The organism is Pseudomonas sp. R-28-1W-6 (genome assembly GCF_009799925.1).
Lineage (GTDB): Bacteria > Pseudomonadota > Gammaproteobacteria > Pseudomonadales > Pseudomonadaceae > Aquipseudomonas.
This window is the reverse complement of sequence record NZ_WELK01000008.1, coordinates 82,563-97,584: the sequence shown is the minus strand read 5'-3', so window position 1 is coordinate 97,584 and position 15,022 is coordinate 82,563. Positions and strand designations below refer to the sequence as shown.

The following is a 15,022-nucleotide window of genomic DNA, read 5'->3' as shown; positions in this document are numbered from 1 at the left end:
GCAACGGTGAAGATGGCGCCGGCAGTCCTGCCAGGGAAATGGAGCCACACGTGCGCCTGGAAATGAAGCACCTGCGCCTGGTGCGCAGCATCAGCCAGACCGGCAATCTCACTCGCGCCGCCGAGGCGCTATTCATCTCGCAGCCGGCATTGAGCAAGCAGCTGGCAGAGCTGGAGGAGCGCCTGGGTCTGGCCCTGTTCCAGCGTACGCAGAAGGCCATGCTGCCGACCGAGGCCGGCCTGGCCTTCGATGACCACGCCCAGCGCATTCTCGGCGACGTGGCGGTGCTGGAGGAGCATCTGGCGCGCTATGCCCGCGGCGACTCCGGGCGCCTGCGCCTGGCCATCGACCGCATGCACCTGAGCGACTGGCTGGCGGACTTCCTGCAAGCGTTCCGTCGGCGCTTCCCGCAGATCGAGGTGCAGGTCAAACAGGTGCCCAACCTGCTCGACAGCCTGCTGTGCCACGACTGCGACATTGCCATTCTCGGCGAAACCAGCGCGGCCAGCGGGGTCGACTGGCTGGCGCTGAACCGCGACGAGATGGTGGTGATCCTGCCGCCGGCCCACCCGCTGGGCGCCAAGCCCTGGCTGGAGGCCAGCGATCTGGCCGGGGTCGACCTGCTCTACCACTTCAAGCTGGAGCAGTCATTGCTCTACCGCCGCTACCTGCACCCGCAACGCATCGAGCTGGGCTCGCTGCAGCATATCCAGGACATCGCCACGATCATCGCCCTGGTGCGTGCCGGCCTGGGCATCAGCCTGCTGCCCCGCCGCCAGCTGCAGGGCGACGAGAGCGGCCTGCTGGTCAGGCCAGTGGGCGCAAGCGGCATGGCTTTCCGCTGGCAGGCCGCCGTGGCCAGCGACGAACGCCGGCCGTTCGTGCAGGGCGCGCTGCACTTGCTGCAGGCACAGCTGTATCAGTCTGGCGGCCTTTGCGTACCGGCGTCTGTCCCAGCCAACCCCTAAGCATGGCACCAGGCCCTGCGCCACCGAAGCTCAGCGGGCAGCACGCATCAGTCGCCGACCCGCAGCAGGGGGTGTTCAGGCCGCCAGCACGCGGGCCAGTACCGCCTTGACCTTGCCGATGCCATCGGCCAGGGCCTGTTCGATCTCGGCCATGGTGATGATGCCGCTGGACTTGCCGGCCGCCGGATTGACCACCAGCGCCAGGCAGGCATAGGGCAGTTCCAGCTCGCGGGCCAGGGCGGCTTCGGGCATGCCGGTCATGCCAACGATGTCGCAGCCGTCGCGCTCCATGCGGGCGATCTCCGCCACGCTTTCCAGGCGCGGGCCCTGGGTGGCGCCGTACACGCCATGGCTGCTGTGCGCATGGCCCAGCGCCTGCAGGGCGTCGACCAGCTTGCCGCGCAGGGTTTCGTCATAGGGGTAGCTGAAATCGATGTGGGTAACGTGCTCGATATCCCCGGCGAAGTAGGTGTGCTCGCGGCCCCAGGTGTAATCGATGATCTGGTGCGCCACACACAGGTGACCACTGCCCATGGCAGCATGGATGCCACCCACCGCATTGACCGCGATGATCGCCTCGGCGCCGGCCTGCCGGAGCGCCCACAGGTTGGCGCGGTAGTTGACCTGATGCGGGGGAATGCGATGCGGATGGCCATGGCGGGCGAGGAACAGCACCTCGCGCCCGGCGTACAGGCCACGCTGGATGGCTGCCGATGGCGCGCCGTAGGGCGTATCCAGGGCTAGTTCCTCGGTCAGGGTCAGGCCTTCCAGCTGGGTCAGGCCGGTACCGCCGATGATGGCGTAGACAGTCATGCGTTTATCCTTTTCAACAGCAAGCTCAATCAATCAGCTGTGCGGCGCGCAAGGCGGCCACGGCCGTCAGCCAACGCGGCTGCTGGCGGTATTCGGTGGTGGCGAAGCCTTGCCCGCGCATGCGCGCCAGGCCCTTGGGTGGCTGCACCTGCAGGCGTTGCAGGGCGCTCAGGGCCAGCTCGGCGGCGCCGCGGTCGTTGCACACCAAACCCATGTCGCAGCCGGCCGCCAGCGCCGCTTCGATGCGGCTGGCGGCATCGCCGACCACATGGGCCCCGGCCATGGACAGGTCGTCGCTGAAGATCACGCCCGCAAAACCCAGCTCGCCGCGCAGGATGTCCTGCAGCCAGCGCCGGGAGAAACCGGCCGGCTGGCTGTCGACCTGCGGGTAGATCACATGGGCCGGCATCACCGCCGCCAGCTGCTGGCTGAGCCGCTGGAACGGCAGCAGGTCGCAGGCGCGGATCTGCTCCAGGCTGCGCTCATCCACCGGGATCGCCACGTGGGAGTCGGCTTCGGCCCAGCCATGACCAGGGAAGTGCTTGCCGGTGGCGGCCATGCCGGCCGCCGCCATGCCACGAATGAAAGCACCAGCCAGCTTGCTCGCCAGCTCGGGATTACCCTCGAAGCTGCGACTACCGACCACCGCGCTGCGTTGATGATCGAGATCCAGCACCGGAGCGAAACTGAGGTCGAGGCCGACTGCCAGCACCTCGGTCGCCATCAGCCAGCCGCACTGCTCGGCCAGGTACTCGGCGTTGTCGTTGTCGGCCAGCGCGCGCATGGCCGGCAGGCGCACGAAGCCCTGGCGCAGGCGCTGCACCCGGCCGCCTTCCTGGTCCACCGCCAGCAGCAGATCCGGGCGCACGGCGCGGATTGCCGCACAGAGTTCGCGTACCTGGCGCGGGTCTTCGATATTGCGGGCAAACAGGATCAGCCCGGCCACTTGTGGCTGGCGCAGGATCTGGCGGTCCTCGGCGGTCAGCCAGGTGCCTTGCACGTCCAGCATCAGCGAACCATACAGGGGAGTCTTCACGAATAGTCCTTAGCCGAGATCGGCAGCCGCCCACGCGGGGCACGGCGCCTCATCGATCAGTACCGCGCAGTGCAGCGGCACACGGGGAAAGAGTGTTAGCAGATCGGCGTTGCGCAGGCGCACGCAGCCATGAGACAGCGGCACGCCCATGGGTTCCCGCTCGGGGGTGCCGTGCAGGTAGATGTAGCGACGGAAGGTGTCCACCGGGCCCAGCCGGTTGCGCCCCGGCTCGCAGCCGCTCAGCCAGAGGATGCGCGTGAGGATCCAGTCGCGCCCGGGGAACTGCTGGTGCAACTCAGCGGACCAGACTTCGCCGGTCCAGCGTCGCCCGCGCAAGACTGCCCCCAGCGGCAAGCCCTCACCGATCTTTGCCCGCACCTGATGGCGGCCGCGCGGCGTGCAGTTGGAGCCGCTCTGCTCGCCCGCGCCATTGCGGGCCGTGGAGACAGGCAGGCGCAGCAGCAGCTGCCCGTCGGCAAAACCGTACAGGCACTGATCGGCGAGGGAAATGTGCAGGAAATCGAGCGGACGCATAGGCGACTAGCTTAGCCGATCGGCCCGCCCGGGCACAGCCGCAATCAGGCTTTTGCCGCGGTGGCGACCTTGGCCCGAGGCTTCAGCTGGGCGGTGGCCAGCGCTTCGCTGCTGACGCCGGTTTCAGCACGCATGCCGGCAGCGAGGAACGGCACCATCAGGCGCATGACCTGCTCGATCGAGGTATCCACGCCGAAATCATTCTCGGCGATGGCACGCAGCGCCTTGATCCCGGACATGCTGAATGACGCCGCACCGAGCATGAAATGCACCCGCCAGAACAGCTCCAATGGTGGGATGCGTGGCGCGGCTTCGTGCAGCAGGACCAAGTAACGGCGGAACACCTTGCCGTACATGTCTTCCAGGTAGCGACGCAGGTGGCCCTGGCTCTGGCTGAAGGCCAGCCCCAGCAGGCGCATGAAGATCGACAGGTCGTTGCCGCTGCGCGGTTTGACCGCCAGGGCCTGCTCCACCAGCATTTCCAGCAGATCCTCGAGGCTGGCCTTGCTCTCGGGCTTGGCCTGGCGACGATCCAGTTCCTTTTCCAGGCTGGCGCAGAACGGCCCGAGGAAGCGCGAGAACACCGCCTGGATCAGCGCCTTCTTGGAGCCGAAGTGGTAATTGACCGCCGCCAGATTGACCCCAGCCTTGCTGGTGATCAGACGCAGAGAGGTCTCGGCGAAGCCTTTTTCCGCGAACAACTGCTCTGCCGCATCAAGAATGCGCTCGACAGTTTCTGACTGAGCCATGACATCTCCACCTGACAAACACTTGTTTGAAACATACGTTTCAGGTCGCTGCCGTGTCAAGTCTCACGAGCCCAATCATGGCCGACCGGTCACGCATTTAACCATAGTGCAGATTGCCCAGGCTTTGCGCCAAGCAGGCAGGCGGAACAAAAGCCCCGCCGGCACGGCGAAAAGAACAGTTGCCAGGGCAATATCACTGTATATAATCACAGCAACTGTATAAACAGACAGACGACCACCATGCTCAAGCTCACGCCCCGCCAAGCCGAAATCCTCGCCTTCATCAAGCGTTGCCTGGAAGCCAATGGTTACCCGCCGACTCGCGCCGAGATCGCCCAGGAGCTGGGCTTCAAGTCACCCAACGCCGCCGAGGAACATCTCAAGGCCCTGGCCCGCAAGGGCGCCATCGAGATGACCCCCGGCGCCTCGCGCGGCATCCGCATTCCCGGCTACGAGCCGGAAGCCCAGGAAGAAGAAGGCCTGCCGATCATCGGCCGGGTCGCCGCCGGTGCGCCGATCCTGGCCCAGCAGCATGTCGAAGAGTCCTGCCAGATCAATCCCTGCTTCTTCCATCCGCGCGCCGACTATCTGCTGCGGGTGCGCGGCATGAGCATGAAGGATATCGGCATCTTCGATGGCGACCTGCTCGCCGTACACACCACCCGCGAAGCCCGCAACGGCCAGATAGTAGTCGCCCGCATCGACGACGAAGTCACGGTCAAGCGCTTCCAGCGCAGCGGCAACAAGGTGCTGCTGCTTGCCGAAAACCCCGAGTTCGCCCCGATCGAAGTGAATCTGGAAGAACAGGATCTGATCATCGAAGGTTTGAGTGTCGGCGTGATCCGTCGCTAACGTGAAACGCCACTAAGTAGTAAGGAGAGCCTCATGCAGTTCCCGCAGTCGCTGAATCGTTCGCAACTTCCGCTGTTTGAAGCTTTCCTGGGGCAGAGCATGGCCCCTCTGCTGCTCGATTCGGCCGAGCTGCCGGCCTGGCTGGAAGAGCCCGAGCCAATCAGCGAGCTCGCCCTGTCCGGCTCCCTCGGCCACTGCCGCCACCTGCTGGGGCCGGTACTGCGCGAGCTGAGCCAGAACCAGGATGCCCGCTGGCTGACCTTGGTCGCGCCGCCCGCCAGCCTGACCACTGCCTGGCTGCGCAGTGCGGGCCTCAACCTGGACCGCCTGCTGGTTCTGCAACCACGCGCCGGGCAGAACGCCCTAGAACTGGCCTGCGAAGCGCTGCGCCTGGGGCGCAGCCATACCGTGGTCAGCTGGATCGATCTGCAGCCGAGCCAGCGCCAAGGCCTGAGCAGCGCCGCCCGCCTGGGCAGCGCGCAGAGCCTGAATATTCGCCTGGATTGATCTGGCTAACGCCGCAGCGGCCTAGCCAAAGCGGAGAGACGGGTGGCGTCGGGCGAGCCTGACTCGCCCAGACACGGGATCAGTGCAGAACGCGCGGCTGATCGTCGTGTTCGAGATCGCCTTCGGCCAGTCGGCCGGCCATCTGCACGCCGACATTGAGCATGGCCTTGGCCACTTCGACATGCTGCCCCTGCAGGAACGCCTTGGCGTCGGCGGAGAAGTCCAGGGTGACCAGGGTTTCCTCATCCTCCGCACGGCGCAGGGCAATACGGCCGTCAGGAAGCTCGACGATTTCCAGGAAGGATGTGGGCATAAACAAGTTCTCCAATCAGGCGCGCAGTGTAACAGCCCAGGGAAAACCGCCCTAGCCCACCCATCTTGTACTCAGCACTCGCTGAGCGACTCGCGAAAACGCAGGGCCAGCTGCTTGAGCTGCTGGCGCCAGGCCTCCAGTTCTTCGTGGCACAGCGGCAGCACTTCCTCTTCGACACTGACCGCCTGGATCAGCGGCAGCGTCGGATCGACCTTGGCCGTCTTCGGCGCCTGCGGCGGCTGAAACAGCTTGGCATAGGCCTGCAGCAACTGGGCCAGCCAGGTTTCCGGCTGCTGCGCCAGCTCGACCAGTTCGGCCAGCTCCGGGCTCGGAGCCTCCTGCAGCACGGCCTGATTCAGCAGCAATTCGGCGCGCGGCACATTGGCCTGCGGCAAACGGTAGTAGCCGGCGATTTCATGGCACAGCCCCAGCAGTGCGCCGTACAGATGGAACAGCGCCGCCTCGCGCTCGGCCTGGACTTGTCCGAGACCGTTCATGGCCCGGCCGTCTTCGGCCTTGCGCAGGTTTTCCAGGGCCAGGCCGGCGAAATAGATCTTCTGGTTGGTGCGGGTATACAGTTCTTGCGCCATGGCAAGGCTCTCCAGAGTCGTGCGCGGCGGATCGCTTGGCGGCGCGCCAGGCGCGCCGCAACGGATCGATCAGCCCTTGCTTTCCACTTTCCACTTGCCGCCGTCGAAGAAGGCGCGCCAGCCGGTGGGCTTGCCGTCCACCTCGCTCTGCACATACTGCTCCTTGGTCTTGCGGCTGTAGCGGATAACCGCCGGACGGCCTTCTGGGTCCTTCTTCGGTGCATCCAGCAGGAAGTGGTACTTGGGATCGATCTCGTCCTTGTGCGGGATCAGCTCCAGCACCAGCGGCGCACGGGTCTCGCGGTTCTTCGGGAACTGGCTGGCTGCCAGGAACAGGCCGGAGGCACCGTCACGCAGCACGTAGGTGTCGTTGACCTTCTCGCACTTGAGCTCCGGCATCTGCACCGCGTCCATCTTAGGTGGCGCCGCCTCGCCACTGCGCAGCAGCTTGCGGGTGTTCTTGCAGCTGCTGTTGGTGCAACCGAAGAACTTGCCGAAGCGGCCAGTCTTCAGCTGCATCTCGCTGCCGCACTTGTCGCACTCCAGGCTCGGCCCTTCATAGCCCTTGATGCGGTACTGGCCCTGCTCGATCTCGTAGCCCGAGCAATCCGGGTTGTTGCCGCAGATATGCAGCTTGCGGGTTTCATCCAGCAGGTAGGCGTCCATCGCCGTGGCGCAGATCGGGCAGCGGTGCTTGTTCAGCAACACGCGCGATTCGGACTCGCCCTCGTCGTCCGCGGCGATCTCGTCGCCCGGAATCAGGTTGATGGTGGCCTTGCAGCGCTCCTTCGGCGGCAGGGCGTAGCCGGAGCAGCCGAGGAACACGCCGGTGGAGGCGGTACGGATCATCATCGGCCGGCCGCAGTCGCGGCAGGCGATGTCGGTCAGGGTCGGCTGGTTGGCACGCATGCCGCTGTCGGCCACTTCCGCCACTTCCAGCTTCTTCTTGAAGTCGCCGTAGAACTCGTCGAGGACATGCTTCCAGTCGCGCTCGCCCTGGGCAACATCGTCCAGATGCTCTTCCATGCCGGCGGTGAAGCCGTAGTCCATCAGGTTGGCGAAGCTTTCGTTGAGACGCTCGGTGACGATGTCACCCATCTTCTCGGCGTAGAAGCGACGGTTCTGCACCGCCACGTAGCCACGTTCCTGGATGGTCGAGATGATCGCCGCATAGGTCGACGGACGACCGATACCACGTTTCTCCAGCTCCTTGACCAGGCTGGCTTCGGAGAAGCGTGCCGGCGGCTTGGTGAAGTGCTGGCTGGGGTCGAGCTTGATCAGCTTGAGCGCTTCGCCTTCGTTCATGTCCGGCAGCACGTCGTCTTCGCCGGGCTTGCTCTGCTGCGGCTGCGCCTTGGTGTAACCGTCGAACTTGAGGATGCGGCCCTTGGCGCGCAGCTCGAAGGTCCCGGCGGCCACGGTGACGCTGGTCGACAGGTATTCGGCCGGCGGCATCTGGCAGGCGACGAACTGGCGCCAGATCAGCTCGTAGAGGCGCTCGGCGTCGCGCTCCATGCCGCTGATCTGGGTCGGGCGCAGGTTGACGTCGGACGGACGAATCGCCTCGTGCGCCTCCTGGGCGCCCTCCTTGCTCGAATAGACATTCGGCTTGGCCGGCAGGTACTTCTTGCCGTACTCGCTCTCGATGAAGCCGCGAACCATCTCCACGGCGTCGGCCGAGAGGTTGGTCGAGTCGGTACGCATGTAGGTGATGTAGCCGGCCTCGTACAGACGCTGGGCCATCATCATGGTCTTCTTCACGCCGAAGCCGAGACGGTTGCTCGCCGCCTGCTGCAGGGTCGAAGTGATATAGGGCGCCGACGGCTTGCTGCTGGTCGGCCGATCTTCGCGCTTGGCGATGCTGTAGGCGGAGGCCTTGAGCTTCTCCAGCGCGGCCATGGCCTGCGCTTCGTTGACCGGTTTGAAGGCCTCGCCCTTCTCGCGGACCACCTCGAAGCGCACGGTGGCGGCCTTGGCGGTGCCGAGGTCGGCGTGCACTTCCCAGTATTCTTCCGGGACGAAGGCGCGGATTTCCTTCTCGCGCTCGACCACCAGTTTCACCGCCACCGACTGCACGCGGCCGGCGGACAGGCCACGGGCGATCTTCTGCCACAGCAGCGGCGAGACCATGTAGCCCACCACGCGGTCGAGGAAGCGCCGCGCCTGCTGGGCATTGACCCGGTTGATATCCAGCTCGCCGGGCTTGGAGAAGGCCTCCTGGATGGCCTTCTTGGTGATTTCGTTGAACACCACGCGCTTGTAGCGGCTGTCGTCGCCACCGATGGCCTCGCGCAGGTGCCAGGCAATGGCTTCCCCCTCGCGGTCCAAGTCGGTTGCGAGATAGATGGTGTCGGCATCCTTGGCCAGGCGGCGCAGTTCCTCAATCACCTTTTCCTTGCCGGGCAGGATCTCGTACTTGGCCTTCCAGCCATGCTCCGGATCGACGCCCATGCGCGAAACCAGCTGACGCTTGGCCTTTTCCTTGGGCGACAGTGCCGGCGCCTCGGCCGCAGCCGCCTTGCCACGCTTGGCCGGTTCCTTGGCGCTACTGGCCGAACCGCTGGTAGGCAGGTCACGGATATGGCCGATGCTCGACTTCACCACGTACTGGTTGCCCAGGTACTTGTTGATGGTCTTGGCCTTGGCCGGGGATTCCACGATGACCAGCGATTTGCCCATGGATTGGAAAATTCCTGAATTCTGAGAGTAAAAGCGGGCGGCGCCGCTAAAGGCACCGCTATATATAGTGGCCGTCGAGGTGAGGTCAAGCGCGCTGCTTGCTCACTCCTTGGCGAAACGTGCCGGTTCGACCTCGATCAAAGCAAAGCGCGGGACTGTCTCGCCGTCCACCTCGACCGTGCTACAGAACATCTCCAGTGGCCTGACCCACAGGCCGAACTCACCGTACAGGGCCTGGTAGACCACCACATCCTCTTCCGTCTCGGAATGCCGGGCGACCCCGAACACACGGTATTGCGGGCCTTTGTAGTGACGGTACAAGCCGGGTTGCAGCTGCATTATTCGACTCCCTATAAGAGCCTGTTCAAGGTCTGCTGCGCGTCGGCCATGCTGCGTTGAAGTCGGGCTCAGAATGCTCATTTACCGCTCGTAAACTGCGCTTCTTCGCCCAACTTCGCCTTGCCTGGCTCTAGCTCGCGAGACTTTGAACAGGCTCTAAGAATTACCCAAAAACAAAAACCGGGGCACAGGGCCCCGGTTCTTCCATCGCGAAACGCTTAGACGCGTTCGAAGACGGTGGTGATGCCCTGGCCGAGACCAATGCACATGGTCGACACACCGAGGGTGCCGCCATTCTGCTTCATCACGTTCAGCAGGGTACCGGAGATACGCGCACCGGAGCAGCCGAACGGGTGGCCCAGAGCGATGGCGCCGCCGTGCAGGTTAACCTTCTGCTCCATCTTGTCGAGGAGTTTCAGGTCTTTCAGCACGGGCAGGGCCTGGGCGGCGAAGGCTTCGTTGAGTTCAACGAAGTCGATGTCGTCCATGGTCAGGCCGGCACGCTTGAGGGCTTTCTGGGTCGACGGCACCGGGCCGTAGCCCATGATCGCCGGATCGACACCGTGTACGGCCATGCCACGCACCACGGCCAGCGGCTGGATGCCGAGGTCCTGGGCGCGCTGGGCGGACATGACGATCATGCAGGAAGCGCCGTCGGTGATCTGCGAGGAAGTACCTGCAGTCACGGTGCCGCCTTTCGGGTTGAACGCCGGCTTCAGGGCAGCCAGGCTTTCCAGGGTGGTTTCCGGACGAATGGTTTCGTCGAAGTCGAAAACCTTCAGGAAGCCGTTCTCGTCGTAGCCTTGCATCGGGATGATTTCATCCTTGAACTTGCCTTCGACGGTGGCCTTGTGGGCCAGGCGGTGCGAACGCTCACCGAACGCATCCTGCTGCTCGCGGCTGATGCCGTGCATCTTGCCGAGCATTTCAGCGGTCAGACCCATCATGCCCGACGCCTTGGCGGCGTACAGGGACATGTGCGGGTTCGGATCGACGCCGTGCATCATGCTGACGTGGCCCATGTGCTCCACGCCACCAACCACGAACACGTCGCCGTTGCCGGTCTGGATCGCCTGCACGGCAGTGTGCAGGGCGCTCATGGAGGAACCACACAGGCGGCTGACGGTTTGCGCAGCGCTGGTATGCGGGATCTGGGTCATCAGCGACGCCATGCGCGCGATGTTCCAGCCCTGCTCCAGGGTCTGATTGACGCAGCCCCAGATCACGTCTTCGACTTCAGCCGGGTCCAGCTTGGTGTTGCGGGCCAGGACGCCGCTGATCAGGTGTGCCGACATGTTCTCGGCACGGGTGTTGCGGTGCATGCCGCCCTTGGAACGACCCATCGGGGTACGGCCGAAGTCGACAATGACTGCGTCTCTCGGATTCAGGCTCATATCTCTACTCTCGCTCTGATCGTTGCGCGATTAACCGAAAAACTTCTGGCCGTTTTTGGCCATTTCGCGAAGTTTTGCGGTCGGGTGGTACAGCGCGCCCAGGTCGGCATACTTGTCAGCCAGGGCCACGAATTCGGCTACACCGATGGAGTCGATGTAACGCAGCGCACCACCACGGAAGGGCGGGAAGCCGATGCCGTAGATCAGGCCCATATCGGCCTCGGCAGCGGTTTCAACGATGCCGTCTTCCAGGCAACGAACGGTTTCCAGGCACAGCGGGATCATCATGAAGTTGATGATGTCTTCATCGCTCAACTCGCGCTGTTCAACGACGATCGACTTCAGCAGCTCGTAGGCAGTCGGGTCGGAGACCTTCTTCGGCTTGCCACGTTTGTCCATCTCGTAAGCGTAGAAACCCTTGCCGTTCTTCTGGCCCAGACGGTTGGCGTCATACATCACGTCGACGGCGGTCTTGCCTTCCACGGCCATGCGGTCCGGGAAGCCTTCGGCCATCACGTCACGGCCATGGTGACCGGTGTCGATACCGACCACGTCGGACAGGTACGCCGGGCCCATGGGCCAGCCGAACTTCTCCATGACCTTGTCGATGCGCACGAAGTCGACACCGAAGCCCAGCAGCTTGGAGAAGCCGCCGAAGTACGGGAACAGCACGCGGTTGACCAGGAAGCCCGGGCAATCGTTGACCACGATCGGGCTCTTACCCATCTTCTTGGCGTAGGCAACGGTGGTAGCCACGGCTACATCGCTGGACTTCTCGCCACGGATGACTTCAACCAGCGGCATCATGTGCACCGGGTTGAAGAAGTGCATGCCGACGAAGTTTTCCGGACGCTTGAGGGCCTTGGCCAGCAAGTTGATGGAAATGGTCGAGGTATTGGAAGCCAGGATCGCGTCTTCGCGAACCACGCCCTCCACTTCGGCCAGCACGATCTGCTTGACCTTCGGGTTCTCGACCACGGCTTCGACGACGATGTCGACGTTGCCGAAATCACCGTAGGACATGGTCGGACGAATGCCAGTCAGGGCTTCGGCCATCTTCGCCGGGGTCATGCGGCCTTTGGCAACGCGACTGCCGAGCAGCTTGGAAGCCTCGGCCAGACCCATCTGGATACCCTCTTCGCGGATATCCTTCATCAGGATCGGGGTGCCCTTGGAAGCGGACTGGTAGGCGATACCGCCACCCATGATGCCGGCGCCCAGTACGGCAGCCAGTTTCACGTCACGGGCGATTTCGTCGTGCTGCTTGGCTTTCTTCTTCAGTTCCTGGTCATTCAGGAACAGACCGATCAGGCTTTCCGCAACCGAAGTCTTGGCCAGCTTGACGAAGCCAGCGGCTTCCACTTCCAGCGCCTTGTCGCGACCGAAGTTGGCGGCTTTCTGGATGGTCTTGATGGCTTCGACCGGGGCTGGGTAGTTCGGACCGGCCTGGCCTGCGACGAACCCCTTGGCGGTTTCGAAGGACATCATCTGCTCAATGGCGTTGAGCTTGATCTTTTCCAGCTTGGGCTGACGCTTGGCCTTGTAGTCCAGCTCGCCGGAGATGGCGCGCTTGACCAAGTCCAGAGCAGCTTCCTGCAGTTTGGCCGGAGCGACCACAGCGTCAACCGCGCCTACTTTCAGGGCATCGGCAGCCTTGGCTTCCTTGCTGGAGGCAATCCACTCGATGGCGTTGTCGGTACCGATCACGCGCGGCAGGCGCACGGTGCCACCGAAGCCTGGGTAGATGCCCAGTTTGACTTCCGGCAGGCCGACCTTGGCGGTCTCTGCGGCAACGCGGTAGTCGGCGGCCAGGCACATCTCGAAACCGCCGCCCAGGGCGATGCCGTTGATGGCCACTACGGTCGGCACATTGAGGTCTTCGAAATCGCTGAAGATCTTGTTGGCTTCGAGGTTGCCGGCTACCAGCTCTTCGTCGGGCAACTTGAAGTTATCGACGAACTCGGTGATGTCGGCGCCGACGATGAATACGTCTTTGCCGCTGGTAACGATTACGCCCTTGATCGAACCGTCGGCCTTAATGGCGTCCACGGACTGGCGCAGCTCGCTCAGAGTGAGACGGTTGAACTTGTTAACGGACTCACCCTTGAGGTCGAAATTCAATTCGACGATGCCGCTCTCAAGAGCCTTAACCGTGATGGCTTTACCTTCGTAAATCATCAACTGATCTCCACGGTATGGAAGCTGAACAGTACACATCGGAGCCAACCAGCAGGCTTGCCCGCGGCGCAGCCGTCGAGCATAGCCGCAATCGGCCAGGCACACCCACCGATGCGATAATCGGGCTGTATTGGCGCTGCCTCTCGCGGCAAACACTCAATTCATACGCCCGTTTGATTTGGGTGTGCACACATTCTGTGAAAACCCGGCAATTGTCAATTGCCCGACACAGGCGCGCCAAATGAGCATGGCGTCACGCAATGACCAGAAACGCCGAAAAAGCCACGAAACACCGATTCCCGCCTTGTCCGCCCTGCATTCCAGCCCGGCGATAAAGCTTATTCATTCACTGAATAATGCCCGAAAAAGCTCCGCGGGCCCGCCTCAGGCCAGCTGCGCCAGCAGGTCGGCGACCCGCTGCAGCTCGGCTTCGCCACCGCGCTCCCCCCAATACAAGGCCAGCATCTGCGGCCCAGCCTCGACCTTGTAGACATCGGCCGGCAGCTGCCGCAACTGGGCCAGCAACTGTTCGTCCGCGCACGGCTCACGCCATTGGTTGAGCCACTGCCCAGGCTGCGCCTGCCAATAGCTCCAGCGGTCCTGCCGGCCACGACGGCGCGCACGGTGATACTGGGCACAGCTGCCCGGCGGGTTGCATTCCAGCCAGTGCGGCCATTCCTGCTGCACCAGCTGCATGCCCAGCCCCAGGCGGCGGGCCGCCAGGCGCAGGGCCATCTGCCCACTCTGCCGGCGCGAGGGGCGCAGCCAGACCAGCGGACTGAGCGCCACGCCCACCAGCAAAATCACGATCCACCAGGTCATATCTGTCACTCTGCGGGAAAAGCCTGTGCTATCAAGCAGGCAAGCCATACTGTTAATAAATAGCCACCCATTTAAGGAGCAAGCCCCATGTCCTACCAGCACATCCTGATCGCCGTCGACCTGACCGACGAATGCCACCCCGTCGTGCAACGCGCCCTGGATCTGGCCGCCAGCAACGGCGCCAAGGCCGCCTTGGTGCATATCATCGAACCCATGGCCATGGCCTTTGGCGGCGACGTGCCGATGGACCTGTCGCTGCTGCAGCAGCAGCAATTCGACCAGGCCAAGGAACGCCTGGTGAGTTTTGCCGAGCGCTATGAGCAACTGGGCAGCGCGCAACGCCACCTGGTGTACGGCCAGCCCCGCCAGGAAATCCACCAGCTGGCCACCGAACTGGGCTGCGACCTGATCGTGGTCGGCAGCCACGGGCGCCATGGTCTGGCCCTGCTGCTGGGCTCCACGGCCAACGACGTGCTGCACGGGGCACCGTGCGACGTGCTGGCCGTACGCCTGAAGAAGCCGAGCTAATAAAGGGGCGCCGGGGCGCCCTATTCGATGGCGTCGCCGGCGCTCATGACCAGCGGGCGGATCTTCTGCAGCTGAGTCTCCAGCGACACCGTCATGCTCGACGACATGGAGAAGAAGGTGAGGAAGGCCTTGAGGTTGGAATCACCCTCGCAGGTGTCGTGGATGCGCTGCCAGAAGGCCTGATTGACCAGTTGCAGCTGCTGGAACTGCTTGACCAGGCCCTTCAGCTCCCAGTCCGGGCGACGCCCTTCGCGGAAGTTGAAATACTGCCGCGCCAGGTACAGGGAAATGGTGCGCAGGATGAACTCCTGGCTGCTGGCAAACGGCAGGTGGTTGTGCGCCATCGGCTTGAGACGCGCCAGCACCGGGCAGGCGCAGGTCGCCATGATCACCCCGAGCAGCGAGCGCAAGCCCTCCTCCAGGCTGACCTGCTTGCTGTACTCGCGCTCCGGCGTACGCACCCAGACCTGCGCCTTCTTCACGGCTGGCAGGCCATGGAAATCCTCGATCACCCGATGCAGATCGACGGCCGCCGGGCAGTGGCTGAACTCGTTTTTATTCAGCGGGCAGTTGCTGCACTGATTGTGTTCCAGGCGCGTCCACTTCGGCGTCGCCTCAGCCCCCTGGTGATCATATTGCCGGTCCAGCTCGATCCTGTAGCTGAACTGATGGTTGTCATCCAAGGTAATGCGGTACTCAATCGCCATGCGTGTCTCCGAC

At 63.7% G+C, this 15,022-nt stretch carries 16 protein-coding genes; 4 read left to right on the top strand and 12 right to left on the bottom strand.

Going from position 1 to position 15,022, the window contains the following annotated elements:
- Positions 1-50: 50 nt before the first annotated feature.
- The gene (locus F3I62_RS15025; RefSeq protein WP_160490448.1) at positions 51-968 is read left to right on the top strand and encodes a LysR family transcriptional regulator; all 918 of its coding nucleotides are present in this window, start codon (positions 51-53) and stop codon (positions 966-968) included.
- Between the two features lie 75 nt (positions 969-1,043).
- Here F3I62_RS15025 and F3I62_RS15020 read toward each other — a convergent pair whose 3' ends face one another.
- Genes F3I62_RS15020 through F3I62_RS15005 form a run of 4 tightly spaced genes read right to left on the bottom strand, consistent with a single transcriptional unit; the run spans position 1,044 to position 4,100 of the window.
- A complete protein-coding gene (locus tag F3I62_RS15020; RefSeq protein WP_160490447.1) occupies positions 1,044-1,781 on the bottom strand; it encodes an S-methyl-5'-thioinosine phosphorylase in 738 nt (245 codons plus the stop codon).
- A gap of 25 nt (positions 1,782-1,806) precedes the next feature.
- On the bottom strand, positions 1,807-2,805 hold the full coding sequence (gene nagZ / locus F3I62_RS15015) for a beta-N-acetylhexosaminidase (RefSeq protein ID WP_160490517.1): 999 nt from the start codon (positions 2,803-2,805) through the stop codon (positions 1,807-1,809).
- 21 nt (positions 2,806-2,826) lie between these two features.
- Positions 2,827-3,351 carry a L,D-transpeptidase gene (locus F3I62_RS15010; protein WP_160490446.1) on the bottom strand — a complete coding sequence of 175 codons (525 nt, stop codon included), beginning with the start codon at positions 3,349-3,351 and terminating at the stop codon, positions 2,827-2,829.
- A gap of 44 nt (positions 3,352-3,395) precedes the next feature.
- On the bottom strand, positions 3,396-4,100 hold the full coding sequence (locus F3I62_RS15005) for a TetR/AcrR family transcriptional regulator (RefSeq protein ID WP_160490445.1): 705 nt from the start codon (positions 4,098-4,100) through the stop codon (positions 3,396-3,398).
- A 240-nt stretch (positions 4,101-4,340) separates the two neighbouring features.
- On the opposite strand from F3I62_RS15005, the gene lexA reads away from it, so the two are divergent.
- A complete protein-coding gene (gene lexA / locus F3I62_RS15000; protein WP_160490444.1) occupies positions 4,341-4,952 on the top strand; it encodes a transcriptional repressor LexA in 612 nt (203 codons plus the stop codon).
- 33 nt (positions 4,953-4,985) lie between these two features.
- Positions 4,986-5,459 (top strand): SOS-induced cell division inhibitor SulA, encoded by a 474-nt coding sequence (gene sulA, locus F3I62_RS14995; protein ID WP_160490443.1) that lies wholly within the window; start codon positions 4,986-4,988, stop codon positions 5,457-5,459.
- 79 nt (positions 5,460-5,538) lie between these two features.
- Here sulA and F3I62_RS14990 read toward each other — a convergent pair whose 3' ends face one another.
- The 7 genes from F3I62_RS14990 to F3I62_RS14960 form a co-directional block, all read right to left on the bottom strand.
- The gene (locus F3I62_RS14990) at positions 5,539-5,772 is read right to left on the bottom strand and encodes a hypothetical protein (protein WP_160490442.1); all 234 of its coding nucleotides are present in this window, start codon (positions 5,770-5,772) and stop codon (positions 5,539-5,541) included.
- A gap of 71 nt (positions 5,773-5,843) precedes the next feature.
- The gene (locus F3I62_RS14985) at positions 5,844-6,362 is read right to left on the bottom strand and encodes a DUF6586 family protein (protein WP_160490441.1); all 519 of its coding nucleotides are present in this window, start codon (positions 6,360-6,362) and stop codon (positions 5,844-5,846) included.
- Positions 6,363-6,431: 69 nt separating this feature from the next.
- Complete coding sequence (gene topA / locus F3I62_RS14980; protein ID WP_160490440.1) at positions 6,432-9,041, bottom strand: type I DNA topoisomerase; 2,610 nt, start codon at positions 9,039-9,041, stop codon at positions 6,432-6,434.
- 102 nt (positions 9,042-9,143) lie between these two features.
- On the bottom strand, positions 9,144-9,380 hold the full coding sequence (locus F3I62_RS14975) for a DUF1653 domain-containing protein (protein WP_160490439.1): 237 nt from the start codon (positions 9,378-9,380) through the stop codon (positions 9,144-9,146).
- A gap of 218 nt (positions 9,381-9,598) precedes the next feature.
- Positions 9,599-10,774 carry an acetyl-CoA C-acyltransferase FadA gene (gene fadA / locus F3I62_RS14970; protein WP_160490438.1) on the bottom strand — a complete coding sequence of 392 codons (1,176 nt, stop codon included), beginning with the start codon at positions 10,772-10,774 and terminating at the stop codon, positions 9,599-9,601.
- 30 nt (positions 10,775-10,804) lie between these two features.
- Positions 10,805-12,952: a fatty acid oxidation complex subunit alpha FadB gene (gene fadB / locus F3I62_RS14965; RefSeq protein WP_160490437.1), complete on the bottom strand. Its 2,148-nt coding sequence runs from the start codon at positions 12,950-12,952 to the stop codon at positions 10,805-10,807.
- Positions 12,953-13,336: 384 nt separating this feature from the next.
- Positions 13,337-13,774 (bottom strand): hypothetical protein, encoded by a 438-nt coding sequence (locus tag F3I62_RS14960; RefSeq protein WP_160490436.1) that lies wholly within the window; start codon positions 13,772-13,774, stop codon positions 13,337-13,339.
- An 87-nt stretch (positions 13,775-13,861) separates the two neighbouring features.
- Here F3I62_RS14960 and F3I62_RS14955 point away from each other — a divergent pair, with 87 nt between their 5' ends.
- Positions 13,862-14,302, top strand: coding sequence for a universal stress protein (locus F3I62_RS14955; RefSeq protein ID WP_160490435.1), 441 nt, complete (start codon positions 13,862-13,864; stop codon positions 14,300-14,302).
- A 20-nt stretch (positions 14,303-14,322) separates the two neighbouring features.
- Here F3I62_RS14955 and F3I62_RS14950 read toward each other — a convergent pair whose 3' ends face one another.
- The gene (locus F3I62_RS14950; RefSeq protein WP_160490434.1) at positions 14,323-15,009 is read right to left on the bottom strand and encodes a hypothetical protein; all 687 of its coding nucleotides are present in this window, start codon (positions 15,007-15,009) and stop codon (positions 14,323-14,325) included.
- Between the last annotated feature and the right edge of the window lie 13 nt (positions 15,010-15,022).

Coding starts and splice junctions, on each gene's coding strand:
- F3I62_RS15020 (WP_160490447.1), bottom strand. CDS start 1,781: ATGACTGTCTACGCCATCATCGGCGGTACCGGCCTGACCCAGCTGGAA.
- F3I62_RS15010 (WP_160490446.1), bottom strand. CDS start 3,351: ATGCGTCCGCTCGATTTCCTGCACATTTCCCTCGCCGATCAGTGCCTG.
- F3I62_RS15005 (WP_160490445.1), bottom strand. CDS start 4,100: ATGGCTCAGTCAGAAACTGTCGAGCGCATTCTTGATGCGGCAGAGCAG.
- lexA (WP_160490444.1), top strand. CDS start 4,341: ATGCTCAAGCTCACGCCCCGCCAAGCCGAAATCCTCGCCTTCATCAAG.
- sulA (WP_160490443.1), top strand. CDS start 4,986: ATGCAGTTCCCGCAGTCGCTGAATCGTTCGCAACTTCCGCTGTTTGAA.
- F3I62_RS14990 (WP_160490442.1), bottom strand. CDS start 5,772: ATGCCCACATCCTTCCTGGAAATCGTCGAGCTTCCTGACGGCCGTATT.
- F3I62_RS14985 (WP_160490441.1), bottom strand. CDS start 6,362: ATGGCGCAAGAACTGTATACCCGCACCAACCAGAAGATCTATTTCGCC.
- topA (WP_160490440.1), bottom strand. CDS start 9,041: ATGGGCAAATCGCTGGTCATCGTGGAATCCCCGGCCAAGGCCAAGACC.
- F3I62_RS14975 (WP_160490439.1), bottom strand. CDS start 9,380: ATGCAGCTGCAACCCGGCTTGTACCGTCACTACAAAGGCCCGCAATAC.
- fadA (WP_160490438.1), bottom strand. CDS start 10,774: ATGAGCCTGAATCCGAGAGACGCAGTCATTGTCGACTTCGGCCGTACC.
- fadB (WP_160490437.1), bottom strand. CDS start 12,952: ATGATTTACGAAGGTAAAGCCATCACGGTTAAGGCTCTTGAGAGCGGC.
- F3I62_RS14960 (WP_160490436.1), bottom strand. CDS start 13,774: ATGACCTGGTGGATCGTGATTTTGCTGGTGGGCGTGGCGCTCAGTCCG.
- F3I62_RS14955 (WP_160490435.1), top strand. CDS start 13,862: ATGTCCTACCAGCACATCCTGATCGCCGTCGACCTGACCGACGAATGC.
- F3I62_RS14950 (WP_160490434.1), bottom strand. CDS start 15,009: ATGGCGATTGAGTACCGCATTACCTTGGATGACAACCATCAGTTCAGC.